The following is a 24,423-nucleotide window of genomic DNA, read 5'->3' on the forward strand; positions in this document are numbered from 1 at the left end:
CACCACTACCCCTAAAAAGCCTAATTCGGCAATGCGTAAGGTGGCACGTGTACGTTTGACCAACCAGAAAGAGGTGAATGCTTACATTCCGGGCGAGGGTCACAACCTCCAGGAGCACTCTATCGTAATGGTACGTGGTGGCCGTGTGAAGGACCTTCCGGGTGTGCGCTACCACATCGTGCGCGGCGCTCTTGACACCCAAGGTGTGCGCGACCGTAAACAGGGTCGTTCCAAGTACGGTGCGAAGAAGGAGAAGAAGTAAGAATGCCTCGTAAAGGACCGGCGCCTAAGCGCCTACTCATTGCAGACCCGGTGTACAACTCTCCGCTGGTTACCCAGCTCGTTAATCGCGTCCTGTTGGACGGTAAAAAGTCCGTGGCTCAAAGCATCGTCTATGGCGCGCTGGAAGGCGTAGCTCACAAGACCGAGCAGGACCCCATCGTGGTACTCAAGCGCGCCATGGAAAACATTCGCCCGCATCTGGAGGTTCGTTCCCGTCGCGTCGGTGGGGCAACTTACCAGGTTCCGGTGGAAGTCAAAGCCTCTCGCGCGACCACTCTGGCGTTGCGTTGGCTGGTGGATTTCTCCCGTCAGCGTCGTGAAAAGACCATGACAGAACGTCTCATGAACGAAATCTTGGATGCTTCCAACGGGTTGGGTGCCGCGGTGAAGCGCCGTGAGGACGTTCACAAGATGGCTGAAGCTAACCGCGCCTTTGCCCACTACCGCTGGTAGTCGCCGGGCAGTCGCTCCTGTAAGTTCCGGATTCAAACCCGCACCGAGTGACTTACTAGAAATACTAAGAAATAACAAACACTAACGAAGGGACACGCCCGTGGCACTTGACGTGCTAACTGACCTTAAAAAGGTCCGCAACATTGGCATCATGGCACACATCGATGCTGGTAAGACGACCACGACGGAACGCATCCTGTTCTACACCGGTATCAACTACAAAATCGGTGAAACGCACGATGGCGCTTCAACTATGGACTGGATGGAACAGGAACAAGAACGCGGTATCACCATTACCTCCGCGGCTACGACCTGTTTTTGGAACAACAATCAAATCAATATCATCGACACTCCCGGACACGTGGACTTCACCGTTGAGGTGGAACGTTCCCTGCGCGTCCTTGACGGAGCGGTAGCGGTGTTTGACGGTAAGGAAGGCGTGGAACCGCAGTCCGAAACCGTGTGGCGCCAGGCTGACAAGTACAACGTGCCGCGTATCTGCTTCATCAACAAGATGGACAAGCTGGGCGCGGACTTCGACTTTTCGGTCCAGACCATCATTGACCGCTTGGGGGCTCGTCCGGTAGTGATGACTTTCCCGATGGGTGCGGAATCCGACTTTGTCGGCGTCGTTGACGTTTTGCGTCAGCAAGCCGTGTACTTCCCTGAGAAAGACGCCGACGGTAACGATACCAAGGGCGCCGTTGTTGAATACAAAGACATTCCCGCGGAATACCAGGACAAGGCCGCCAAATACCTGGAGACCGCTACCGAAGAGGCTGCCGAGGCCAGCGATGAGCTGATGGAAGCCTACCTTGAGAACGGTGAACTGAGCGTTGACCAGATTAAGCAAGGAATCCGGGCGCGTACCGTCCGTTCCGAGATTTACCCGGTCTATGGTGGCTCCGCCTTTAAGAACAAGGGCGTGCAGCCCTGCTTGGATGGGGTTATCGACTACCTGCCCTGCCCGTTGGACGTGGAGGAGGTTCGCGGTTTCCGTCCCGGTCACGAGGAAGAGGGCGAAACCGAATCCCGCAAGCCTGACGAGAACGAGCCGTTTGCCGCTTTGGCTTTCAAAGTGGCCGTGCACCCGTTCTACGGCAAGCTGACCTACGTGCGAGTGTACTCCGGGAAGGCCGAACAAGGCACCCAGCTTTACAACTCCACTAAGGGAAAGAAAGAGCGCGTGGGCAAGCTGTTCCAGATGCACTCCAACCACGAAAACCCGGTGGAAGTTGCGCACGCTGGTCACATCTACGCCTTCATCGGCTTGAAGGAAACCACTACTGGCGACACGTTGTGCGCCATTGACAAGCCGATTGTGCTGGAATCCATGAGCTTCCCCGAACCCGTGATTCACGTGGCGGTGGAACCGAAGTCAAAGGCCGACCAGGAAAAGATGGGTATCGCCATCCAGAAGCTGGCCGAAGAAGACCCGACCTTTACCGTGCGTTTGGACGAGGAAACCGGCCAGACCGTTATCGGCGGTATGGGCGAGTTGCACTTGGACATCATCGTGGACCGAATGAAGCGCGAGTTCAAGGTGGAAGCTAACGTCGGCAAGCCCATGGTGGCTTACCGCGAGACCATCAAGAAGAAGGTCGAGAAGGTCGAATACACCCACAAGAAGCAGACCGGTGGTTCCGGCCAGTTCGCGAAGGTGTTGGTCACGTTCGAACCGTTGAGTGAGGAAGAACGGGGCGAAGGCAAGACCTACGCTTTCGAAGACAAGGTCACCGGGGGACGCGTCCCGCGCGAATACATTCCTTCCGTTGACGCGGGCATCCAGGAAGCTATGGAATCCGGCGTTTTGGCCGGCTACCCGATGGTGGACGTGAAGGCGACGTTGGAGGACGGCGCTTACCACGAAGTCGACTCATCGGAAATGGCTTTCAAGATTGCCGGCAACATGGTTTTCAAGGAAGGCGCCAAGAAGGCGAACCCCGTCATCTTGGAACCCATCATGGATGTGGAAGTCCGCACCCCCGAGGAATACATGGGCGACGTCATCGGCGACCTGAATTCCCGCCGCGGCAACATTGCCTCCATGAACGACGGCCAGGGCGTGAAAGTTATTCGCGCCAAGGTACCGTTGTCAGAAATGTTTGGCTACATCGGCGACCTGCGTTCCAAGACCCAGGGTCGCGCGGTGTTCACCATGCAGTTCGATTCCTACGCCGAGGTTCCGCGTTCGATTTCCGAAGAAATCATCGCCAACAACCGTGGTGCATAAGGGTTCTTTTCCTTTTTGGTAGTGTCCCCGGCGCGTAGCCGGGCGCGTCCCGAAAGCCGCTGGGGATACTCCAGGAAAAACCCGCAAAATCCGCAAGAAGATAAATCAAGAAAAACCCAGGTAGGAAAATCCGTAAGATAGTGGTAATCTGACATCTGCTTATTTATTACGGAGCAAAACTACCTAAAGTCCAGGAGGAAAGAAAGAAGTGGCACAAGGCACTTACACTCACGACAAGCCGCACGTTAACGTCGGCACCATCGGTCACGTTGACCACGGCAAGACTACTTTGACCGCCGCCATCACCAAGGTGTTGGCCGACAAGTATCCGGATTTGCCCGCGAACAAGTTCACCCCCTTCGATCAGGTGGATAACGCTCCTGAGGAACGTCAGCGCGGCATCACCATCAACGTGTCTCACGTTGAATACGAAACCCCCAACCGTCACTACGCCCACGTGGACGCCCCCGGCCACGCCGACTACATCAAGAACATGATTACCGGCGCTGCTCAGATGGACGGCGCTATCCTGGTTGTGGCTGCTACCGACGGCCCGATGGCTCAGACCAAGGAGCACATCCTGTTGGCCAAGCAGGTCGGCGTGCCCTCCATCCTGGTCGCTCTGAACAAGTGCGACTCCCCGGATGTGGACGAAGACATGCTGGAGATCGTTGAGGACGAAATCCGTGACGACCTCGAGAAGCAGGGCTTCGACCGCGACTGCCCGATTATCCACGTCTCCGCTCTGAAAGCCTTGGAAGGCGACGCTGAGTGGTCCAAGAAGGTTGAAGAGCTGATCGAGGCTGTCGATACCTACATCCCCGAGCCCGAGCGCGACATGGACAAGCCGTTCTTGATGCCTATCGAAGACGTCTTCACCATTACCGGCCGCGGCACCGTGGTGACCGGTCGTGTGGAGCGCGGCAAGCTGCCGTTGAACGCCGAAGTCGAAATCGTGGGCATTCGTCCGACGCAAAAAACCACCGTTACCGGTATCGAGATGTTCCACAAGTCCATGGACGAGGCCTACGCCGGCGAGAACTGTGGTCTGCTGCTGCGCGGCACCAAGCGTGAAGATGTCGAGCGCGGCCAGGTTATCTGCATTCCTGGTTCCGTGACCCCGCACACCAAGTTCGAGGGCAAGGTCTACATCCTGAAGAAGGATGAAGGCGGACGTCACAAGTCCTTCTACGATGGCTACCGCCCGCAGTTCTTCTTCCGCACCACCGACGTTACCGGTGTTATCCACCTGCCCGAAGGCACCGAAATGGTTATGCCTGGTGACACCACTGAAATCAGCGTGGAGTTGATTCAGCCTATCGCTATGGAAGAAGGCCTCGGCTTCGCTATCCGCGAAGGCGGCCGTACCGTTGGTTCCGGCAAGGTGACCAAGATCGTTGAGTAATCAACAAAACGCATCAGTTAGCGAATAACTTTCCGGGAGGGCAAGAGCTTCGGTTCTTGCCCTCCCGCGTTTTGTAAAAGCAGCTGTGGCTTTTAGCTATAATTCTTGAAGATACACATGCCCGTTTTCAGCCCCAGGGAGGCCGCCGGTGGAATCCGACGTCTTGGATGACAGCTTTTTCGCCACTTTGGCAGAATTTTTGTCCTGGATGCACGGTCCCCGCAAAGACGTGGTCGATGTGGAATCCGGACGGTTGCTGACCCGGGTCGCTACGGCTTCCCCCGAAGACGCCCAGGAATCTTTGATGACGGTGCAGGCAGCACAGGTGGTCTGGACTGAAATGGGGTCCTATGGGCGCGCCAAAGTTTTGGCCCGATTTTCCCAGATAGTGTGGAAGTATCAAAACGAAATGGTCGCCCTGTCGCAAATGCTCAGCGGCAAATCACTAATTGATGCCCACGAAGAGCTCCTCGATGTTTTGTCCACCGCGCAAAACATCAAATATAACAGCCGTAGGCTGGGCAAATACCGAGCTGGTAGGGGAGCTCTACCCGGTTCGCGATGGCGTGTTTACCAGCGCCCCTTGGGCGTAGTGGGAATGTTCACGTCACCAGACTGGCCGCTTTCTTCAATCAACGATGTCCTACAGGCGATTGCGGCGGGCAATGCAGTCATAAACTTCGTGACCCCCCAGGCGGCCTTGGGCGCTGTACTGATGCACGCCATGTTGGTAGATGCGGGAATGCCGTACGGTTTGTTGAAGATTATTCCGGACACAACTTCAAAAGCGGGGCGCGCCGTCATTCCCGGTCTGGATATGGTCACGGTTTTAGGCTCGGAAAAGCTGGGGCGCCGGATTTCGAGAGTTTGCCAGGAATACCGAGTTCCGTTCAAGGGTTTCCTGCAGGTGCTTAACGTTGGCGTGATTTGTGAAGATTGCCGTTTTGATCATGCAGTCCGGGCGATGGCCCGCGCTGGTTTCCAACACGCGGGACAAACCGTAAACAGTGCCGAAGTCATCTGGGTGCAGGAATCAATTTTTGATTACTTTAAACTCGCCTTGAAAGACTTTGTGTCAGACCAGGTCACCATTGGTTCTCTGGACTCTGCTGAAACCACCTTGGGTTCCATGCTGACACCGCAGCGGGCGCAAACCATCCAGAAGCTGGTGGACGACGCGATCCAACGAGGAGCTGAGCTAGTCCTAGGCGGCAGCACCGCCCCGGACCTGGGACCGTCCTTCTATGAACCGACCATCCTTGCCAGAGTGCCGCAGGACGCCGCAATCTGTGCAAGTGAGCTTCACGGGCCCCTCATCTATCTGCAACCATTCCAGGACCTCACGGAAGTATCACGCTTCTTGGGCAAGTCTCGGCACAGTTACTGTATCTATATGTTCACTGAATCCGAGTTCATGATGCGCGATTTCATCCAGGCGGCCAACGGCGCAGCGCTAATCATAAACGACTCCTACATGAGTCTGTACTCGACGTGGCAAGCTCCGATTCAGGGTATCAGGAGTACCGGCTCCGGCATCCGTCACGGGTTGGAGTCGATTCTGCAGTACTCCCGCGTTCAATCCGTGGCGAGGCAGGAAGGTCATCCCTGGATTCCAAATGACCTCCAGCCGGGAAACCGGATGGAACGGTGGAGCTTTTTCTCTAGCCGCGCCGCGGTGATTGCCTCGATTCTGTTCACGGATACCGTGATTGCTTATGCGTGGCGCAACCTGCGGCATCACATTAAGAATCGGGTTCACGGCCCGGTATAGAACTGCTTTCGTTTCGCTACGTCAGAGTGACAACGGATTCGGACAAACTGGAGAAACGAACCATTAGATTACAATCAGGAAGGAGGAGATATGGAATACCCCAAGGGTATCGACGACAAGTTCATGACAGCCCTGCTCATTGCCGGTCGTGGACAGAGCGGTGCTGATGCTCCGGTTTACAATGTCCAGACTTGGGAACCCTTCGGAACCCTGCATTGCTCCACCTTCTCTGATGGAGAACAATCCGTGTTTCGGGCTCATGCCGTGAGTGAACAGTGGTCACAAGAGAGCATTTACACGCGTTCACGCATTCTGCACCGATTCTTGAGACGAGTCGTGCGCTATTACGAGCCGATTATTGGGCTCGACCAGCTGTTGAGCGGGAAATCCTGGCTGGACGCTTCCTCAGAGTATTTTTACATGATTACCCAGGTACGGGGTATTAAGCGACATTTGCGGTATCTGTGGAAACCGCGCCGGGGTGGGGGCGCGGTACCGCTGTCCACCTATCGGGTCTGGTACCGCCCCATGGGGGTAGTAGGGATGTTCACTTCCGCGGACAATCCAATTTCTATGGTCTGCGATATCTTGAACCCTATTATGGCCGGTAACGCAGTGGTCAATTTTGTGACTCCCCAGGCGACTCTGGGAGCCCTGTTGATGAAAGCGGTGCTGGTGGATGCCGGGATGCCCGCAGACGTGTGGCGCATCGTGGTTTCGGAATCTTCACAGTTCGGGATGCAGTTCATTCCGGCCCTCGACTATGTTTCAGCCATCGGACCGAACCGGATGTGTCAAAATATCTCGATGGAGTGTGCGCGCCACTCGGTGCCCATTTCTTGCTTTGGAGGGGTTAAAAACATTGCGTTGGTGATGGATGACGCGAAACTGTGGGATGCGGCGAAAACCTGTGCCCGTTCGGCTTTCCTGAACGCCGGCCAATCCACGAAAGCTGTCGAGATTATTTTTGTGCATGAATCAGTGCGAGAACCGTTTGAACAGATGATGCTCCAATATACCCATGAGCAGATTCGGGTAGGGCGGTTCGTGGATCGGAACGCCACTATGGGCTCCATGATGTACCCTGGCCGAGTCAAGAATTGTGAAAAAGTTGTGAAACGGGCTCTTGAGAACGGCGCCCGGGTACTGACAGGATCCCATCCGCGTCCCGAGATTAGTCCGACTTTTTTTGAGCCGACCATCGTGGCGGATTTGCCTCCTGATTTGGACCTTCTGGAAACGGAAGTGTACGGACCGGTAGTGGCGCTGCTATCGTTCAAAGACATCGCGAACGTGGTGCGCCTGGTAACGGGGTCACGAGTCATTGACTCTGCCGCCGTTTTTACTCGCGACATTGATTTCGTGCGAAACCTGATTAACAATGCACAGTTTGCCACAGTCAGCGTCAACGACACGTATTTCTCTATGGATATGTCGTGGAAAGCGCCGATTCAGGGCAAAAGCGAAAGCGGCCAGGGGATTCGTCATGGTCTGGAAGCAATTTTGCAATACACCCAGGTATTTTCGGCCTCGCGTTTGAAGTCCATTTCCTGGGTGCCGAAAGACTGGCGTTCCGGAAACTGGACGGAACGCCTGACTTTCTGGCTTATGGGGTTATATTCCTGGCTGTCGCGTAACGTGACCGACACCGTGGTCGCGGATGGGATCAGAAATGTCTTCCGGTGGATACGAGACCGATTTGTCGGCCCGGTGTAATCTTTTGCTTTCCGGTTGGATTCCTTTCGCTAACCCTGTAGTTCGATATGTGAGACGAGTTTTTTTCAAAACGTGAATAGCGTTATGGTGAGTTTCAATATTCACCAAAACGAAGGATTTTCCTGATGCGTAGAATAATTGCCTCAATAGTTGTCGGTATGTCCGCTTTGGCGCTGGCGGGTTGCTCCTCTACAGACGCCGCCAAGGGAGGTGCTGCTAGTAATGACGGCGAATACAAAGTCGCTATTGCTCAGTACGCCAGTTTCCCGCCCTTGGACGAGGCAGTAGCTGGATTTAAAGCTGCTTTAAGTGAAGCTGGCCTGGAAGTCTCCTATGACGCTTCCAATGCCCAAGGAGACCAGACCAACGTGAACTCCATCGCCTCGAAGTACGCTGCGGGCGATTACGATTTGGTGTTTGCTATCGCCACCCCCATGGCTCAGTCCATTGCCCAAAACGTGGTCGATACCCCGGTACTGTTCACGGCGGTGACGGATCCGGTGGCAGCGGAGCTGGTGGAATCTAACGAGGCGCCGGGTTACAATGTGACCGGCACTACGGATATGAATCCGGTGGCGAAACAGATTGACCTGGTCAAACAGGTGATTCCCGATGCTCATAAGGTTGGCATTATCTACTCTTCTGGAGAGGTAAACTCGCAGGTACAAGTCAAATTGGCGAAAGCTGAAGCTAACAAGCAAGGTCTGGAAGTGGTGGAAAAAACCATCACTAACACCGCCGAAGTCCAGCAGGCCGCCCAGACTCTGACCGGAGTCGATGCCATTTTCATTCCTACCGATAACACCGTGGTAGCTGCGTTGGATTCCGTGCTGCAGGTCGCGGAGGAAAAGGGCATCCTCACGGTGGCTGGTGAGGCCAGTTCGGTCAATAACGGTGCGGCTTTGACTCTCGGGCTGGATTACAAGACCCTGGGTCATCAGACCGGAGAAATGGCAGTAAAGATCTTAAAGGGAGAGGCCAAACCCAAAGCTATGCCGGTGGAAGCCCAAAAAACTCCGTTACTGGTGATAAACCCGGAGGCCGCCAAGAAGCAGGGACACCCGATTCCCGCTGAGCTTTTGGATAAAGCCGACAAGGTTGTCAAGTAACCGAAGTGTTTAGACAAAAGCCCATCCTGCCTAAAAGCGGGGTGGGCTTTTGCGATGCTGGAAAGGTGCGAGTGCCCGCGGCCCTATTTTGGCCAGGGTGTCAGGCTCGTGTTTTAATGGGTGGGTGAGCCAACCCGAAAACGTGACCGGGGAGCCTTGGGAATACACGTAAGGATTTGAAAAAATATGATTGGTGCGGTGGAGCTGGGCCTGATTTATGGGCTGATGGCCTTAGGGGTGTACCTCACATTCAGAATCCTCGATTTCGCCGATTTGACGATTGATTCGAGTTTTACCACCGGAGCGGCAGCTTGCGCGGTCGTTATCCTCGGCGGTGGCAGCCCGTGGCTGGGAACCTTGGCAGGATTTGCGGTGGGACTGATTGCTGGGCTGATTACCGGTTTGCTGAATACGGCGGGGAAAATTCACCCCCTGCTGGCTGGAATCTTGACCCAGATTGGTTTGTATTCGGTGAACCTGCGCATTATGGGCAAATCCAACCTGCCGTTTCGGCGTGAAGAATCGCTGTTTACGCCACTGCGAGAGGCAAATCTGGTGGGGACGTGGGTCAGCGTAGCGATTTTGCTGGTGGTCCTGCTGGTAGCCTGCGGGATAGTCGTGTGGTTCCTGTCCACCAATCTGGGTTTGGCTTTACGCGCCACTGGCGATAACGAAGAAATGGCGCGTGCCCAAGGGGTGAACACCGACTTGGCCAAACTGGTCGGCTTGGCGCTGTCCAACGGCTTGGTGGCGCTGTCCGGTTCCCTCATCGCTCAATATCAAGGTTTTGCGGATATTTCTATGGGTATCGGGTTGATTATTGCCGGTTTAGCTTCGGTCATTATCGGCACCGCGGTCATCCCGACCGGACGCATTTGGATGGCAGTGTTGGCAGTGGTGGGCGGCTCGGTAGTGTATCGCGTCATTATTCAAGCAGCCTTGATGATTCCGGGATTCAACCCCAACGACATGAAACTGTTGAGCGCCATCATTGTGGTGGTGTTCCTCATTGCCCCGCGGTGGAAAGGCTTTCTCTCGTGGCAAAAGAACCATCCCATTGCGGAGTTCTCCGGAGTACAGCCCTGGGACACGGCCGACGCTGAGGAGCTTGACTCCGGCGATACCCGCCCGGCGGATAAACATATCACCAAACGGACCCGACGGAAGGGGCTGTGAACCATGCTTGAACTTTCGCATATTTCCAAGGCGTTTTTCCGTCACACCGTTAACGAAAAAATTGCTCTGCGTGACATCTCCCTGCAGTTGGACGAGGGCGACTTTGTGACCGTCATTGGTTCCAACGGAGCGGGCAAATCAACCTTGCTGAACATCGTCTCGGGGCGCTACCGCCCGGACTTGGGACAGATACATATTGACGGCCACGATGTGACGCGCAAACCTGACTACAAAGTCGCGCGTTACGTGGGACGCGTGTTTCAAGACCCGATGGCGGGAACCTGCCCGCACATGACTATTGAAGAGAACTTGGCGATTGCCTGGGCGCGCACGCATGGCCACGGGCTGGGCCTCGGGGTGACCCGAGCCCGCAAGGCGCAGTTCCGCGAAGAGCTCAAGGTTTTGGAACAAGGCTTGGAAAATCGCTTGACGGCTCGTGTGGGGTTGCTCTCCGGCGGGCAACGTCAGGCGCTGTCCCTGGTGATGGCCGTCTTCACTCAGCCGAAGATTTTGCTGTTGGACGAACACACGGCGGCTTTGGATCCGGCGCGTGCCGAGTTGATTACCCGCTTGACCCAAGAGTTGGTGGCGCGCCACGGACTGACCACCCTGATGGTGACCCACAACATGGAACAAGCGCTGCACCTGGGCAACCGGCTCATCATGATGCATGAGGGTGAGGTCATTATGGAACTGAGCGGGAAAGACAAGGAAAACGCGACTGTGGACGACCTGCTGGCCCAGTTTGCCAAGTTCAAAGGCGCGGCGCTATCTGACCGGACCATGCTGTCCTAATTTTTGTCCCGAGCCTGCCGCTCGGTTCAGCCGTTTTGGGTATTTCCCGGCGTAGTGGCGTCTCGGCTTGGGTTTGTACCAGCATTTAAAGTTAGAAATAGCCGAAAGCGTGCAACATTGTTCGTGAACAGTTTTTTGCTGTGGGCTTGAACCAACCGCAGAATTTGCCACGGGAGAGCCAATAAGTGTAAGCTAGTTCCTCGGCGTATCTTGAGGCGGGTTCACGCCTCCCAGTGCGCACTTGCCTGGCAAAAGTCAGGTGGAATGGAAATCCAACGGTGCGAGATTTCGCTTGTGTTGCGTTTATAAATGCGACACACCCGAAAGCGTGTACCGGTGAAGAACCAGTTAGAGAGAGGTTAGCCCATGGCGGGACAAAAAATCCGCATTCGGCTGAAGTCTTATGACCATGAGGTCATTGACTCCTCGGCAAAGAAAATTGTCGAGACGGTAACCAGTGCTGGCGCTACCGTAGTCGGACCTGTGCCCCTGCCGACCGAAAAGAACGTTTACGTTGTGATTCGGTCGCCGCACAAATATAAGGACAGCCGGGAGCAATTTGAAGTTCGCACCCACAAGCGTCTGATTGACATTATTGATCCCACGCCTTCCGCAGTTGATTCGCTGATGCGTCTCGAACTGCCGGCAGACGTGAATATTGAGATTAAGCTGTAAGGAGGACCACGATGACTAACGACACCATGGCCTCTGTTAAGGCATTACTGGGGCGCAAGCTCGGCATGACCCAGGTCTGGGATGAAGACGGCAAGTTGATTCCCGTGACGGTGGTCCAGGTCGAAAAGAACGTCGTCACCCAGATCCGTACCAATGAAACCGACGGCTACGACGCTGTCCAGCTGGGCTTCGGCAAGATGGACGAGCGCAAGGTCACCAAGCCGATGGCGGGTCACTTCGCCAAGGCCGGGGTTGAGCCGCGCCGTCACCTCGCGGAAATTCGCACCAACGACGCCAGCTCCTACGAGCTCGGCCAGGAACTGGGCGCAGATGTTTTTGACGCGGGAGTCCTGGTGGACGTTTCCGGAAACACCAAAGGCAAAGGCTTTGCCGGGGTGATGAAGCGTCACGGTTTCCAGGGCGTGTCCTCTTCTCACGGTGCACACCGCAACCACCGCAAGCCTGGCTCTATCGGCGCTTGCGCCACCCCGGGCCGCGTGTTCAAAGGCTTGAACATGGCTGGCCGCATGGGCGGTAACCGTCGCACCATCATGAACTTGAAGGTTCAGGCTGTGGACGCGGAAAAGGGTCTGGTCGTTTTGACCGGCGCGATTCCCGGCCCCAAAGGCGGCATCGTCATGATCCGCTCTGCAGTGAAGGGAGCCTAACAATGACTGAAAACCGCAGCGTAGACATTTTTGATGGCGTCGGCAAGAAAACCGGCACCGTAGAGCTGCCCGGAGAGGTTTTCGACCTCGACTTTAACAACCCCTTGGTACACCAGGTCGTAAACGCTCAGTTGGCGGCCGCTCGTCAAGGGACCCACTCCACCAAGACTCGTGGTGACGTCGCCGGCGGCGGCAAGAAGCCGTGGCGCCAAAAGGGTACCGGCCGGGCTCGTCAGGGCTCCATTCGCGCCCCGCAGTTCGCTGGCGGCGGTACCGTACACGGTCCGCAGCCTCGTGACTACTCCCAGAACACCCCGAAAAAGATGAAAGCTGCCGCTTTGCGCCAGGCTTTGTCTGATCGGGCGCGCGCTGGGCGTATCCACGTGTTGAGCGACTTCGGTGTCAAGGAAGCCCCGTCCACCAAGGCCGCGAAGGCAGCTTTGCAGGGTGTTGTCGATGATCGTCGCGCCCTGATTGTGTTGACCCCGGAAGTTGATGACGTCGTGGCGTTGAGTGTGAATAACCTCAGCGAACACCACGCTCTGTTCGTCGGCGAGCTGAACACCTACGATGTGTTGGCTAACGACGATGTGGTGTTCTCGGCTACGGCGTTGGACTCCTTCCTTGGGAAAGGAGAAGACAAGTGAGCTTGGAAAAGACTAAGAACCCGCACGACGTGATTATTAAGCCCGTCGTCAGCGAAAAAGCCTACAACTTGATTGACCACGGCCAGTACACCTTCGTGGTGGCTCCCGACGCAAACAAGGTCGAAATCAAGTCCGCTATCGAAGAAATCTTTAAGGTAAAGGTTGCTTCCGTCAATACCCAGAACCGTGAGGGCAAGCGCGTGCGCACCCGCACCGGCTGGGGCAAGCGTAACGACACCAAGCGCGCCATCGTCACCCTCAAAGAGGGCTCGATTGACGTCTTTGGGATGCAGGCCTAAGGGGGATAACTCATGGGAATTCGTAAGTACAAGCCAACAACTCCGGGCCGTCGTGGTTCTTCCGTGTCAGATTTCGCGGAAATTACGCGTGATCACCCGGAAAAGTCCCTGGTTCGTCCGCTGCACAAGACCGGTGGGCGCAACAACAAAGGTCGGATTACCTCTCGTCGTCGCGGTGGCGGCCACAAGCGCCAGTATCGCCTGATTGATTTCCGTCGTCACGACAAGGATGGTATTCCCGCCAAGGTGGCTCATATCGAATATGATCCGAACCGTTCGGCGCGCATCGCTTTGCTGCACTACGCCGATGGCGAAAAGCGCTACATCTTGGCTCCGTCCAAGCTGAAGCAGGGCGATTCCATCGAACAGGGCCCCACCGCGGATATCAAGCCCGGCAACAACTTGCCGCTGAAGAACATTCCGCTGGGTACCACGATTCACGCTGTAGAGATGCGTCCGGGCGGCGGGGCCAAGATTGCCCGCTCCGCTGGCGTTTCTGTCCAGCTGGTGGCTAAGGAAGGTCGCTTTGCTCAGCTGCGGATGCCGTCTGGCGAAATCCGCAACGTGGATGCTCGTTGCCGCGCCACTATTGGTGAAGTCGGCAACTCCGATCATGCCAACATCGACTTGGGCAAGGCCGGTCGCTCCCGTTGGTTGGGACGCCGTCCGAAGGTCCGTGGTGTGGTTATGAACCCGGTTGACCACCCGCACGGTGGTGGCGAAGGCCGCACTTCCGGTGGCCGTCACCCGGTGAGCCCCTGGGGCAAGCCCGAGGGTCGTACTCGTAGCAAGAAGAAGGCGTCGAATCAGTACATTGTCCGTCGCCGTAAGACTGGCAAGAATCGCTGATAGGGGAGTTTGTTTATGCCACGCAGTTTGAAGAAAGGCCCCTTTGTTGATGCTCACCTGCAAAAGAAGGTGGACGCACAAAACGAGGCCAACACAAAGAACGTCATTAAGACCTGGTCGCGCCGTTCGATGATTACCCCGGATTTTCTGGGTCACACCATCGCGGTGCACGACGGTCGCAAGCACGTGCCGGTGTTTATCACCGAATCCATGGTCGGTCACAAGTTGGGTGAATTTGCTCCGACTCGTACCTTCCGTGGTCACGACAAGGAAGACAAGAAAGGTCGCCGCTAAAGCGGGGGAGGGATAGAACATGAAAGCTACTGCTCATACCCGCTATGTGCGTGTGACTCCGCAAAAGGCTCGCCGCATCATGAATGAGGTGCGCGGAATGGAAGCGAACAAGGCGCTTGACGTGCTGAAGTTTGCTCCGCAAAAGCCGGCCTTGCCGATTCGCAAGACTCTGGTTTCCGCCTTGGCTAACGCCGAGCAGGCGGCTCGCAACGCCGGTACGTCTTTTGATTCCGATGAGATGTACGTCATCGAGGCCTACGTCAATGACGGACCCACGATGAAGCGTTTCCGGGCTCGGGCACGAGGGCGCGGGGCGCGTATCTTGAAGCGTACTTCTCACCTGACCATTGTGGTGGGAGACGCGGAAGACAAGAAGGAACTTGCCGCTCCGTACTTGCCGTCCCAGCGCCGTCCGGAAGCTGATCGGATTTCGGCTTCCGCCGCAAAGAAGGCTGCTGCGGCCGCTGTCACAAAAAAGGCAGCTAAGCCGGTAGAGGCTCAGGAAGAATCGGCTGCGAAGTCCACGACCACGGACAAGAAGGCTCCTGCCAAGAAGCCTGCCGCGACTAAGTCCACGGCTGCGAAGTCCAAGACCACTAAGTCGACAACGACGAAGTCCACTGCCACCAAGACTACGGACGCAAAGTCTACGACCACGAAGTCGTCCACGACCAAGTCCACGGCTACGAAGAGCACGGCGGCAAAAAAGACCGCCGCGAAAAGCACTGAGAAGGGAGCGGAGTAAATAATGGGTCAGAAAGTACATCCCACTGGTTTCCGTCTGGGCGTAACCGCGGAACACCGTTCCCGCTGGTTTGCTGACTCTACGAAGTCCGGTCAGCGTTACCGCGACTTCGTGAAGGAAGACGTCGAGATTCGTCGTCTCATGCAGGACAAGCTGGAACGCGCCGGTATTTCTAAGGTCGAAATCGAACGAACCCGAGATCGTGTGTCTGTTGACCTGTACACGGCTCGTCCCGGTATCGTCATCGGACGCCGCGGCGCGGAAGCAGATCGCTTGCGCGCCCAGCTGGAAAAGCTGACGGGCAAACAGGTGCAGTTGAACATTCGCGAGGTTAAGAACCCCGATTTGGACGCCCAGCTGGTCGCTCAGTCCATTGCTGAACAGCTCAGCGCCCGTGTGTCTTTCCGTCGCGCGATGCGTAAGGGAATGCAGTCCGCGCAGCGTGCGGGTGCCAAAGGTATCCGCGTGCAGTGCTCTGGTCGTTTGGGCGGTGCGGAAATGTCACGCTCCGAGTTCTACCGGGAAGGTCGCGTGCCGCTGCACACCCTGCGTGCCAACATCGATTATGGCTTTTACGAAGCGCGGACCACTTTTGGGCGCATCGGTGTGAAGGTCTGGATTTACAAGGGTGACATGACCGAACGGGATTGGAACCGGATGCAGGCTGAACAGGCCGGCCGTACGGGTCGTCGCAACGACCGTCACGCGGGGACCCGCCGTTCTCGTGCCGACCGTCCTGCTGACAACGCGGCCAACGAAAACGTAAACGAAACCCCCGAAGCCGCGACTGTCGCCGCCGGGGCAACCACAGAAACGGAGGCATAAGCAATGCTGATTCCTCGTCGTACTAAGTGGCGTCGCCAGCACCGTCCGGGCCGGCGTGGCTACGCTAAGGGCGGCACCGAAATCGCTTTCGGCGATTACGGTATCCAAGCCCTGGAGGGCGCTTACCTGACTAACCGTCAGATTGAAGCGGCTCGTATTGCCGTGACTCGTCACGTCAAGCGTGGTGGCAAGATCTGGATTAACATCTTCCCGGATCGTCCGCTGACCAAGAAGCCCGCGGAAACTCGTATGGGTTCTGGTAAAGGTTCCCCCGAATGGTGGGTGGCTCCGGTGAAGCCTGGCCGTGTGCTGTTTGAAATCGCCGGTGTTAGTGAAGAACTGGCTCGCGAAGCTCTGTCTCGCGCCCAGCACAAACTGCCCATCAAGACCCGTTTTATTTCCCGAGAGGGTGGTGAATGAACATGATAGGTTCCAAAGGACTGGCTCCTAACGATTTGGATGCCATGGACAACGAGCAGCTCGCGATGAAGCTGAAGGACGCGAAACAGGAGCTTTTCAACCTGCGTTTCGCCCAAGCTACCGGTCAGCTCGAAGATCACGGCCGCATTAAGGCGGTTCGCCGCGATGTCGCCCGTATCTACACCATTTACCGCGAGCGGGAACTCGGCATTCGTACCGAGCCCAGCGTTAAGGAGTAATCAATGGCAGACGAAACTATGACTACCGAAACGACCGAACGCAATCACCGTAAGGTGCGCCGCGGTTACGTGGTGTCCGATCGTATGGAAAAAACCATCGTGGTTCAGCTCGAAGACCGCGTGAAGCACCCGCTTTACGGCAAGGTCATGCGCAAAACCAAGAAGGTTACGGTTCATGATGAGCAAAATCTCGCCGGTATCGGTGACTTGGTCGTCATCATGGAAACGCGCCCGCTGTCCAAGACGAAGCACTGGCGCCTGGTGGAGATTGCCGAAAAGGCCAAGTAATTCTCCACAACTAAAACTCGGTTGAGGTCTTTAAGACCTTTCAATCTGGATAAAGGACGCGGCTCGGATACATTATGTATCCGAGCCCGTTCTTATTTCCTAGTCGTTGCTCATCCCGACAGTGGAAAGGTGCGGCGCTTGGCCTCATTTTGGCGCGCATCTCCCTCTAGAATATAGGGGTGATTGCGTTACCGTCTTTGTCTGAATTGAAAAATTCTCGTTCCTTGAAGTGGAGCATCCACCCCGGATTCCTGGGAATGTGGGTCGCGGAAATGGACTTTGGAATCGCGCCCGCCGTGAGGGATACCCTGCAGTCCGCCCTCGATGACACCGTTACCGGTTATCCTCCCGTAGGTCTATCCCAGCAGGTGTGCCAGGCGATGCGCGAGTTCTATGCGGATGAATTTGGCTGGCAAATCGAGCCCGATGCGGTTGGTGTGGCCTCGGACGTATTGTCGGTGCTGCAAGCGGTGATGAGTATTCTTCCCCCGCAGGCTCCGGTAGTGGTGCCGACCCCGGCCTATATGCCATTTTTGACGATGCCCCAGGACCAAGGCCACGAAGTCGTCCAGGTCGTGTCCAACTATGATGCGCAAACTGGTCAATATCAGCTGAACCTGGAGGGAATCTCGCAGGTTTTCCGCTCGGCCCCGGCCGGGGGAATGCTGGTGTTGTGCAACCCCTGGAACCCCGTGGGCAAGTGCGTGAGCCCCGCCGAAATGTCTGGCTTGTGCGATATTTTGGAACATTATCCGAACGTTTTAGTGTTCTCAGATGAGATTCATTCCCCGCTAGTCTTGGACGGAAAACTCCAGCCTTTCGCCATTTTCTCTGATTTGGCAGCTTCCCGGACCGTGACTGCTTCAGCTGCCTCAAAAGGCTGGAATATCCCCGGTCTGCACTGTGCGCAATGGATTATTCCCGATGAATCGCTGCGGCAACGTTTACGCACCCCTCTGCAAGTTTTTGCCTCCGGGGCGACCCCGTGGGGGATGCTGGCAGCCATCAGCGCTTTCCGTGACAGCCGCGAATGGCTGGGGGAAGTAAAAGCGCAGATTGTCGAAAACCGGGAAACTGTCCGCAACTGGCTGACAAATCACGGTGAGCACTTCCGGGTGTTCCTGCCTGAGGCGACCTATTTGTCATGGTGGGAAACTGATGGGATCCTCGGAGATTGCCCCGCCCAGACCCTGCGGAATCGCGGCCTAATTGTCAACGATGGTGCGGACTTGGGCAAAGGCTTTGAAAAGTCCTTCCGTTTGAACCTGGCGACCACCCCCGAAGTGCTGCACGCAGCTTTGGGGGTTATAGAAGCGGGAATATAAGTTTTCCAAAACATCATTGTTACCTCTTCCTGTTAGGAGGTTTAGAGGAGCATACGGATACAGACCTCACGTTCCAGCGCGAGTAGTTTCCCTGTTAAATGTAGTTGAATAGGGGTTCTGGCCGGGAGGAAATTTTCTTTTTCTGTTTTGCTTGACAGGGCACACTTTTGTATGGCAGGATTTGTGTAAACGTTTACATGTAATCGTTTACACAATGGAGTGGAGAGTCAATGCGTGATAACGTGACTATCAAAGATGTAGCCGAGGAATCTGGAGTTTCGGTGGCTACCGTGTCGCGCGTTCTCTCGGGAAAATCGGCTTCTGAAAAGGCAAAACTGCAGGTGTATACGGCGATTAAAAAGCTGCACTACACCCCTAATGGCCTAGCCCGTTCTTTGCGTTCAAAACAGAATCGGGTTGTGGCAGTACTTGTTTCGGACGTGCGCAACCCCTATTTCGGTCTCCTTGCCCACGGACTGCAAACTAGCCTGGCAGAATCCGGGTATGCCATGATTATCGGCAACGCCTCAGAGAACTTTGAGCAACAGGAGCAATTTCTTCATCAAGCTTTGGAACATCGAGTGGATGGGATGATTCTGGTTATTCAGAGCCGACATTCCTCAGCTCTGAAAAAGGTGCAAAGAGCGGGAGTTCCTGTTGTGTTTGTTGACCGCACGATGGATGGTTACGAGGTACCTACAGTAGATTCAGATGCCTACCCGGGAATTCGGGAGGCGCTGATTCACCTGCAGGGGCTGGGACACAAACGCATTGGGATGGTATTGGGTCCAGAACATACTTCAACTACTCAACAGCGTCTTCGAGCCTTTCAAGAGGTTGGGGCTGAACTAGGGCTGGAAACTGTGGTTGATCCGAAGCCAACAGGTGAAGAACACTCAGTTGCGTTGATGAAAGAGTTGCTGGAGGCCAATGTCAGCGCAGCCATCATTGCCTACACTCCTCGCCTGTGGCCGATACTCAGTTACCTCGGTAAACAGCGAATCCATGTACCACAGGATTTATCAATTATCGGTTATGACGACTTGCCGATCATGGAGCATCTCAATCCGCCGTTGACCACGATTAATCAGGACATCGAGCAAATGAGTTCTCTGGCCGTTGAGGAGTTGCAGAAACTTATTTCGGGGGAAGAAGCGCAAAGCCTTCACTTGCCAACATCTCTCATACTTCGCAAATCCACGGCGCGGGCAAAGTAAGGAGCAGCGCAGATGACAACGTTGGAGCTAAAGCATATTTATAAGTCTTTTGGGCCAGTAGAGGTGTTAAAAGACGTTTCTCTGCGTGTAGAACCAGGGAAAGTACATGTGTTGTTGGGCGAGAACGGCGCCGGGAAATCCACCCTCATAAAAATCATTGCCGGAATATATGGTGCAGACAAGGGCCAGCTGTTCCTGGATGGCAAACCTGTGACAATAGCTAACGTTAAAAACGCGGAGGCGCACGGAATCTCGATAATTCACCAGGAACTCAACCTCGTCCCCAAGATGAGTGTGGCAGAGAACCTTCTGCTGGGTAGACTCCCAACTAAGGCCGGAGTGCTAGATAAACGAGAACTTTATCGCCAAGCGCAAGAGGCTTTGGATTTGGTAGGCATGAAGCTCAACCTCAAACAGCCCGTGGGTGAATTGGGGATAGCAGGTCAGCAACTGGTGGAAATCGCCAAGGCTCTCTCAGTGAAGTCCAAAATACTGATTCTTGATGAGCCTACAGCTGCCTTGACGACAAAAGAGATAAAGGTCTTGTTCGAACTGATGCGCTCACTTAAGTCACAGGGTGTGGGGATGATTTTTATCTCTCATCATCTAAACGAACTGGCTGAAATCGGAGACATGGTGTCGGTGCTGCGGGATGGAACACTAGTGGCGCAAGTAGATGCGCAAACTCCAGAGCCCGAGCTAGTGCGTCTCATGGTGGGACGTTCTATTGACGAGCAGTTTCCTGCTCGCAAGGTTAAAGCCGGAGAGATAATGCTAGAGGTTAAAAATCTCAGTTCAGCAGGGAAATTCTCCGATGTCAGTTTCAATGTTCGCGCTGGGGAGGTGCTGGGCATCGCCGGACTGGTTGGTGCAGGAAGAACTGAGGTTTTGAGAGCCATCGCGGGAGCCGACACATTTGACTCAGGACTAATCCGAATTCAGGGAAAAGAAGTGCCAAATTCCCAGATTGCTAAGAAGATTTCTCTAGGTCTGGGCATGGTTCCTGAAGACCGAAAGGCTCAGGGCCTGGTTTTGGGTGCTACGGCTTGCGAAAACCTCGGCTATGCAAAACTCATGCCCAGTGCTCGTTTGGGGATAGCGCAACGAGGAATGTTGCGTAAACAAGCTGAGGGAGTGTCCCAGCGGATGAGAGTTCGTATGGAGAGCATTGATCAGAAAGTCAAAGAGCTTTCGGGTGGAAACCAACAAAAACTAGTCTTTGGACGGTGGGTGTTGGCCGAATCGAAGGTGCTACTACTAGATGAGCCGACTCGCGGGGTTGATGTGGGCGCAAAAGTCGAGATTTATGAACTTATTAATCAAATCGTGTCCGATGGTGGCGCGGTGGTGATGGTTTCAAGTGAATTGCCTGAGGTACTTGGTATGTCAGATCGGATTCTGGTGATGTCGGAAGGCCGAGTTGCCGGGGAGCTCCCAGGTAAAGAAACCACTCAAGACGAAATCATGACACTGGCGGTTTCCAATGTCGCAGAGTTGTCACAGATCTAGAAAAGAAGGTCAATATGCAAACAGTAACGAAACCAAGTACTAAACGTGAAGTGAAACAGTCTAGCGGACTGGTTAAGGTCAAAACCTTCCTTGCCAACAATGGAGCCCTAGTTGGTTTGGTAATTCTGGCCATCGTTTTGAGTCTAGCGTCACCGGTGTTCCTCTCGGTCAATAACATTACCCAAATCGGTGTGCAGACAGCCGTCACTGCCATTCTTGCGTTTGGAATGACTTTCGTAATCGTGGCAGCTGGTATCGACTTGTCGGTTGGTTCCATGTTGGCCCTGTCAGCCATGGTGGGTGCTTACGCTTTCACTGTTATAGGTGTCCCCAGCTGGCTGGCTTTGCTAGTCGGATTGTTAGCTGGGATCATGTGCGGGGCAGTAAACGGGATTAGCAATGCATATTTTCGTTTGCCGTCTTTCATTGCTACTCTAGCGATGCTGTCCATAGCGCGTGGACTCACGCTGGTCATTTCCCAAGGTAAACCGATTCCTACCCCACCCGCAGTGAATTTGCTAGGTGGGAGTCTAGGCCCGATTCCCGTCCCGATTATCGTGTTTGCTCTCTCGGGAATCGTGGCGGCTTTAATCCTCAACCGTACCGCTATGGGACGTGCCATGTATGCTGTCGGCGGCAATATCGAGGCTGCTCGGCTTTCGGGCATTCCCGTGAAAAAAGTGCAGGTAACCGTGTTTGCGTTGTGCGGACTCTATGCGGGTGTGGCAGGAATGGTTATGGCTGGTCGGCTTAATTCCGCTGGAGCTCAAGCCGGTGTGGGATATGAGCTTGACGCTATTGCCGCGGTTGTGATTGGAGGCGCATCCCTGGCCGGTGGTTCAGGTAAGGTTTCCGGAACTCTGGTCGGGGCTCTCTTGCTGGCGGTAATTCGTAACGGGCTCAACATTATGAATGTTCCTTCCTTCTGGCAACAGGTGGTTATAGGACTGGTCATCGCCATAGCAGTGGGGATTGATGCTTTGAAGAACAAAGAATCTGCACACTAAACCACAAGAGTAGGGCTTGCCCTGGGAAGAGAAGCCTCCTTTGCGCATTCAGACTTTGTAATAAATAAACAACATGTTTCGAGGAAAATCCCGGAACAAGACAACCAGAAAGGTAAACATATTATGAAAAAATTTCACAAGATATTTGCATCCGGAGCCGTTCTGGCTCTAGGAATCTTAGGCTTGAGTGCTTGCGGCGGCACCGATGCCGCCAATAACGGAGCCTCCTCAGGGGAGAACGGCAGTGCCTCAGGTGGGAAAAACCTGGTATTGCTAGTTTCTACTCTGAGCAACCCCTTCTTTGTCGACCTGAGCGATGGCGCCAAGGCTGAAGCGGAAGCTAAGGGCTACACGTTGGAGATTTCTGATGCTCAGGATGACTCGGCCACCCAGGCTAACCAGGCACAAAATGCCATCAGCAAGGGCGTGAGTGCGGTAATTATTAACCCTGTGGATTCCGATGCGGCGGGACCCTCTGTTGAAGCGTTGAATGGTGCGAAAATTCCTGTTATTGCAGTTGATCGCGGCGTCACTACCGGCAAACTGGATTCTTTTGTGTCTTCGGATAACGTACTCGGCGGCAAACTTGCGGCGGAGCAGATTGCCAAGGCCATCGGCGAGAAAGGAGACGTCATTGTGCTTCAGGGGGTCCCGGGTGCCTCCGCGACTCGTGACCGTGGTCAGGGCTTCGAGGAAGGCATCAAGGCCTTCCCGAATATCAAGGTAGTTGCTTCCCAGACCGCTAACTTTGACCGCGCCGAGGGGCTGGACGTGGCATCAAACCTGCTGCAGGCTAATCCAAATGTGAAGGCTATCTTTGCACACAACGATGAGATGGCATTGGGAGCTTTGAAAGCCTTAGCGGAAAAGGCTGGTAAAGATGTATTCGTCTTTGGCTTCGATGGCACGAATGATGGCTTGCAGGCTGTGCAGGATGGAACCATGCTTGGAACGATTGCTCAGCAACCTAAAGAACTGGGGAAAATCGCCGTGGATCAAGCAATTAAGTTCTTGGAAAGCGGGAAGGCCGATGCCAATGTTCCGGTAGAGGTCAAGACTGTCACCAAAGAAAATGTTGCGGAGTATGCCAAGTGACAATAGCTGTTTTCGGGTCTCTGAACGCCGACCTGAATCTGACAGTGGCTCGCCACCCCCAGCCGGGAGAGACCCTTTTAGGTGGGGGTGGCGGAGTTAGTGCCGGAGGTAAGGGAGCGAACCAAGCTCTTGCTGCCGCTCTGACTGGGCACCACGTGATGATGATTGGACAGGTTGGAAGGGACGCCAATGCGCAGGTGGTGGTGGAGTTTCTACAAAAAGCTGGTGTAGACTTGAGTTTAGTGCGTCAAGTAGACACTCCCACCGGTCTGGCGGTTGTAACCGTTGAACAGGAAGGCGAAAACTTCATTATAGTAGTCCCCGGAGCAAACGGAACTATGAATAGTGGTGAAATCGAGTGGATTAACCCAGCATTGCACCAAGCCGATATCCTGGTGATGCAGGCAGAAATTCCGCAAGACTGCATTCTGGAGGCTGCAAAACGATTTGTGGAATCCGGCAAGCGGGTGGTTTTGAATCTCGCACCTGCGATAGCTGTGAATCCATGGCTACTTTTGCATAGTAATCCGCTGGTAGTAAATGAGTCCGAGTCCCGTCTAGCGGCAAGCTGCTTGGGATTGAATCTCAATAATGCTGAGGACATTGATGTCGCGAAAGCATTGCTGGAAGCGGGAGTGCCCTCTGTGGTTCTGACTCTCGGTTCGCAAGGATCGCTGTTGGGGGAACACACGTCGAAAGGTGACATTATTGTTTCACATATCGACGCAATTCCCGTTCAAGCTGTGGATGCAGTAGGTGCAGGTGACGCGTTCACCGGAGTGCTAGCGGCAAAATTAGCTGAGGGTCAATCCCTCCAAGATAGCGCATTGGCTGCGACGCGATTTGCTTCCGAAACAGTAAAATACCCTGGCGCGCAATCTTCTTATTGGCAGACAGCCAAAACCTTGAAAGGAATCTGATGAAGAAACAAGGCATTTTGAATCGCAATCTTCTCGCTCAAATCGCATGTTTGGGACACACAGACACTCTCGTGTTGGCGGACTGTGGCCTACCGATTCCTCGGGATATTCCTGTGGTGGATTTGAGTGTGGTGTTCGGTTTGCCTCGTTTTCAACCGGTACTCCAGGCTCTGTTGTCAGAGCTTGAAATAGAAGCGTGCTGCTATGCCTCCGAGGCTATCGGCACCGAGGTGGAATCTTGGTTTGCCGAGATTCCTGGGACTCATGACACGATTCCACATGAGGAACTCAAGCGCCGGGTAGCGCAAGCAGCTTTTGTAGTCAGAACTGGGGAAGATACTCCGTGGGCGAATGTGATTTTGCGTTGCGGCGTGCCTTTCGGAAAATGAGCACTAAATAACTGTTTGCCCGGGCATAGTGCCTGGGAAAACAGTTATTTTACGGTTCTGTCTCCTCGTGAA

Annotated in this window: 27 protein-coding genes; all 27 read left to right on the forward strand. The window is 54.8% G+C overall.

What is annotated here, in order from left to right:
• On the forward strand, positions 1-262 hold a 262-nt coding region (gene rpsL / locus SPI05_RS03910; RefSeq protein ID WP_321076350.1), incomplete at its 5' end, for a 30S ribosomal protein S12.
• A gap of 2 nt (positions 263-264) precedes the next feature.
• Positions 265-735 (forward strand): 30S ribosomal protein S7, encoded by a 471-nt coding sequence (gene rpsG / locus SPI05_RS03915; protein WP_321076351.1) that lies wholly within the window; start codon positions 265-267, stop codon positions 733-735.
• Between the two features lie 100 nt (positions 736-835).
• Complete coding sequence (fusA, locus tag SPI05_RS03920; protein WP_321076353.1) at positions 836-2,968, forward strand: elongation factor G; 2,133 nt, start codon at positions 836-838, stop codon at positions 2,966-2,968.
• Positions 2,969-3,176: 208 nt separating this feature from the next.
• Positions 3,177-4,373, forward strand: a complete 1,197-nt coding sequence (tuf, locus tag SPI05_RS03925; protein WP_321076355.1) for an elongation factor Tu — start codon at positions 3,177-3,179, stop codon at positions 4,371-4,373.
• 148 nt (positions 4,374-4,521) lie between these two features.
• Positions 4,522-6,144, forward strand: coding sequence for an aldehyde dehydrogenase family protein (locus SPI05_RS03930; RefSeq protein WP_321076356.1), 1,623 nt, complete (start codon positions 4,522-4,524; stop codon positions 6,142-6,144).
• Between the two features lie 90 nt (positions 6,145-6,234).
• Positions 6,235-7,860, forward strand: a complete 1,626-nt coding sequence (locus SPI05_RS03935; RefSeq protein ID WP_321076358.1) for an aldehyde dehydrogenase family protein — start codon at positions 6,235-6,237, stop codon at positions 7,858-7,860.
• 125 nt (positions 7,861-7,985) lie between these two features.
• Entirely contained in the window at positions 7,986-8,969 is a 984-nt protein-coding gene (locus SPI05_RS03940) for an ABC transporter substrate-binding protein (RefSeq protein ID WP_321076359.1), read from the forward strand.
• 186 nt (positions 8,970-9,155) lie between these two features.
• On the forward strand, positions 9,156-10,145 hold the full coding sequence (locus SPI05_RS03945) for an ABC transporter permease (RefSeq protein ID WP_282922107.1): 990 nt from the start codon (positions 9,156-9,158) through the stop codon (positions 10,143-10,145).
• Positions 10,146-10,148: 3 nt separating this feature from the next.
• On the forward strand, positions 10,149-10,940 hold the full coding sequence (locus SPI05_RS03950) for an ABC transporter ATP-binding protein (protein ID WP_321076362.1): 792 nt from the start codon (positions 10,149-10,151) through the stop codon (positions 10,938-10,940).
• Between the two features lie 366 nt (positions 10,941-11,306).
• The gene (gene rpsJ / locus SPI05_RS03955; RefSeq protein ID WP_004008351.1) at positions 11,307-11,615 is read left to right on the forward strand and encodes a 30S ribosomal protein S10; all 309 of its coding nucleotides are present in this window, start codon (positions 11,307-11,309) and stop codon (positions 11,613-11,615) included.
• An 11-nt stretch (positions 11,616-11,626) separates the two neighbouring features.
• Entirely contained in the window at positions 11,627-12,283 is a 657-nt protein-coding gene (gene rplC / locus SPI05_RS03960) for a 50S ribosomal protein L3 (RefSeq protein ID WP_282922104.1), read from the forward strand.
• Between the two features lie 2 nt (positions 12,284-12,285).
• Positions 12,286-12,930 (forward strand): 50S ribosomal protein L4, encoded by a 645-nt coding sequence (gene rplD, locus SPI05_RS03965; RefSeq protein WP_321076364.1) that lies wholly within the window; start codon positions 12,286-12,288, stop codon positions 12,928-12,930.
• On the forward strand, positions 12,927-13,229 hold the full coding sequence (gene rplW, locus SPI05_RS03970) for a 50S ribosomal protein L23 (protein WP_282922102.1): 303 nt from the start codon (positions 12,927-12,929) through the stop codon (positions 13,227-13,229). The genes rplD and rplW overlap by 4 nt, the downstream gene beginning before the upstream one ends.
• A gap of 12 nt (positions 13,230-13,241) precedes the next feature.
• Positions 13,242-14,078, forward strand: coding sequence for a 50S ribosomal protein L2 (rplB, locus tag SPI05_RS03975; RefSeq protein ID WP_282922101.1), 837 nt, complete (start codon positions 13,242-13,244; stop codon positions 14,076-14,078).
• Between the two features lie 15 nt (positions 14,079-14,093).
• Positions 14,094-14,372, forward strand: coding sequence for a 30S ribosomal protein S19 (gene rpsS, locus SPI05_RS03980; protein WP_282922100.1), 279 nt, complete (start codon positions 14,094-14,096; stop codon positions 14,370-14,372).
• Between the two features lie 19 nt (positions 14,373-14,391).
• Positions 14,392-15,117: a 50S ribosomal protein L22 gene (rplV, locus tag SPI05_RS03985; protein WP_321076366.1), complete on the forward strand. Its 726-nt coding sequence runs from the start codon at positions 14,392-14,394 to the stop codon at positions 15,115-15,117.
• A gap of 3 nt (positions 15,118-15,120) precedes the next feature.
• A complete protein-coding gene (rpsC, locus tag SPI05_RS03990; protein WP_321076368.1) occupies positions 15,121-15,942 on the forward strand; it encodes a 30S ribosomal protein S3 in 822 nt (273 codons plus the stop codon).
• A 3-nt stretch (positions 15,943-15,945) separates the two neighbouring features.
• Complete coding sequence (rplP, locus tag SPI05_RS03995) at positions 15,946-16,362, forward strand: 50S ribosomal protein L16 (RefSeq protein WP_282922097.1); 417 nt, start codon at positions 15,946-15,948, stop codon at positions 16,360-16,362.
• Entirely contained in the window at positions 16,359-16,601 is a 243-nt protein-coding gene (rpmC, locus tag SPI05_RS04000; RefSeq protein WP_004008342.1) for a 50S ribosomal protein L29, read from the forward strand. Before rplP ends, rpmC begins: the two co-directional genes overlap by 4 nt.
• Positions 16,602-16,604: 3 nt before the next feature.
• On the forward strand, positions 16,605-16,889 hold the full coding sequence (rpsQ, locus tag SPI05_RS04005; RefSeq protein WP_004008341.1) for a 30S ribosomal protein S17: 285 nt from the start codon (positions 16,605-16,607) through the stop codon (positions 16,887-16,889).
• Between the two features lie 179 nt (positions 16,890-17,068).
• On the forward strand, positions 17,069-18,214 hold the full coding sequence (locus SPI05_RS04010) for a MalY/PatB family protein (protein ID WP_321076372.1): 1,146 nt from the start codon (positions 17,069-17,071) through the stop codon (positions 18,212-18,214).
• A 230-nt stretch (positions 18,215-18,444) separates the two neighbouring features.
• Positions 18,445-19,431: a LacI family DNA-binding transcriptional regulator gene (locus SPI05_RS04015; protein ID WP_321076375.1), complete on the forward strand. Its 987-nt coding sequence runs from the start codon at positions 18,445-18,447 to the stop codon at positions 19,429-19,431.
• Between the two features lie 12 nt (positions 19,432-19,443).
• Positions 19,444-20,940 carry a sugar ABC transporter ATP-binding protein gene (locus SPI05_RS04020; protein ID WP_321076377.1) on the forward strand — a complete coding sequence of 499 codons (1,497 nt, stop codon included), beginning with the start codon at positions 19,444-19,446 and terminating at the stop codon, positions 20,938-20,940.
• Between the two features lie 14 nt (positions 20,941-20,954).
• Entirely contained in the window at positions 20,955-21,947 is a 993-nt protein-coding gene (locus tag SPI05_RS04025; RefSeq protein WP_321076379.1) for an ABC transporter permease, read from the forward strand.
• A 123-nt stretch (positions 21,948-22,070) separates the two neighbouring features.
• Positions 22,071-23,042: a D-ribose ABC transporter substrate-binding protein gene (locus tag SPI05_RS04030; protein ID WP_321076380.1), complete on the forward strand. Its 972-nt coding sequence runs from the start codon at positions 22,071-22,073 to the stop codon at positions 23,040-23,042.
• Positions 23,039-23,962 carry a ribokinase gene (locus SPI05_RS04035; protein WP_321076382.1) on the forward strand — a complete coding sequence of 308 codons (924 nt, stop codon included), beginning with the start codon at positions 23,039-23,041 and terminating at the stop codon, positions 23,960-23,962. Before SPI05_RS04030 ends, SPI05_RS04035 begins: the two co-directional genes overlap by 4 nt.
• On the forward strand, positions 23,962-24,351 hold the full coding sequence (rbsD, locus tag SPI05_RS04040) for a D-ribose pyranase (RefSeq protein WP_296183134.1): 390 nt from the start codon (positions 23,962-23,964) through the stop codon (positions 24,349-24,351). The genes SPI05_RS04035 and rbsD overlap by 1 nt, the downstream gene beginning before the upstream one ends.
• The last annotated feature ends 72 nt before the right edge of the window (positions 24,352-24,423 follow it).

Source organism: Mobiluncus sp. (assembly GCF_034180645.1).
GTDB lineage: Bacteria > Actinomycetota > Actinomycetes > Actinomycetales > Actinomycetaceae > Mobiluncus.

Coding starts and splice junctions, on each gene's coding strand:
- rpsG (WP_321076351.1), top strand. CDS start 265: ATGCCTCGTAAAGGACCGGCGCCTAAGCGCCTACTCATTGCAGACCCG.
- SPI05_RS03935 (WP_321076358.1), top strand. CDS start 6,235: ATGGAATACCCCAAGGGTATCGACGACAAGTTCATGACAGCCCTGCTC.
- SPI05_RS03940 (WP_321076359.1), top strand. CDS start 7,986: ATGCGTAGAATAATTGCCTCAATAGTTGTCGGTATGTCCGCTTTGGCG.
- SPI05_RS03945 (WP_282922107.1), top strand. CDS start 9,156: ATGATTGGTGCGGTGGAGCTGGGCCTGATTTATGGGCTGATGGCCTTA.
- SPI05_RS03950 (WP_321076362.1), top strand. CDS start 10,149: ATGCTTGAACTTTCGCATATTTCCAAGGCGTTTTTCCGTCACACCGTT.
- rpsJ (WP_004008351.1), top strand. CDS start 11,307: ATGGCGGGACAAAAAATCCGCATTCGGCTGAAGTCTTATGACCATGAG.
- rplC (WP_282922104.1), top strand. CDS start 11,627: ATGACTAACGACACCATGGCCTCTGTTAAGGCATTACTGGGGCGCAAG.
- rplD (WP_321076364.1), top strand. CDS start 12,286: ATGACTGAAAACCGCAGCGTAGACATTTTTGATGGCGTCGGCAAGAAA.
- rplB (WP_282922101.1), top strand. CDS start 13,242: ATGGGAATTCGTAAGTACAAGCCAACAACTCCGGGCCGTCGTGGTTCT.
- rpsS (WP_282922100.1), top strand. CDS start 14,094: ATGCCACGCAGTTTGAAGAAAGGCCCCTTTGTTGATGCTCACCTGCAA.
- rplV (WP_321076366.1), top strand. CDS start 14,392: ATGAAAGCTACTGCTCATACCCGCTATGTGCGTGTGACTCCGCAAAAG.
- rpsC (WP_321076368.1), top strand. CDS start 15,121: ATGGGTCAGAAAGTACATCCCACTGGTTTCCGTCTGGGCGTAACCGCG.
- rplP (WP_282922097.1), top strand. CDS start 15,946: ATGCTGATTCCTCGTCGTACTAAGTGGCGTCGCCAGCACCGTCCGGGC.
- rpmC (WP_004008342.1), top strand. CDS start 16,359: ATGAACATGATAGGTTCCAAAGGACTGGCTCCTAACGATTTGGATGCC.
- rpsQ (WP_004008341.1), top strand. CDS start 16,605: ATGGCAGACGAAACTATGACTACCGAAACGACCGAACGCAATCACCGT.
- SPI05_RS04015 (WP_321076375.1), top strand. CDS start 18,445: ATGCGTGATAACGTGACTATCAAAGATGTAGCCGAGGAATCTGGAGTT.
- SPI05_RS04020 (WP_321076377.1), top strand. CDS start 19,444: ATGACAACGTTGGAGCTAAAGCATATTTATAAGTCTTTTGGGCCAGTA.
- SPI05_RS04025 (WP_321076379.1), top strand. CDS start 20,955: ATGCAAACAGTAACGAAACCAAGTACTAAACGTGAAGTGAAACAGTCT.
- SPI05_RS04030 (WP_321076380.1), top strand. CDS start 22,071: ATGAAAAAATTTCACAAGATATTTGCATCCGGAGCCGTTCTGGCTCTA.
- rbsD (WP_296183134.1), top strand. CDS start 23,962: ATGAAGAAACAAGGCATTTTGAATCGCAATCTTCTCGCTCAAATCGCA.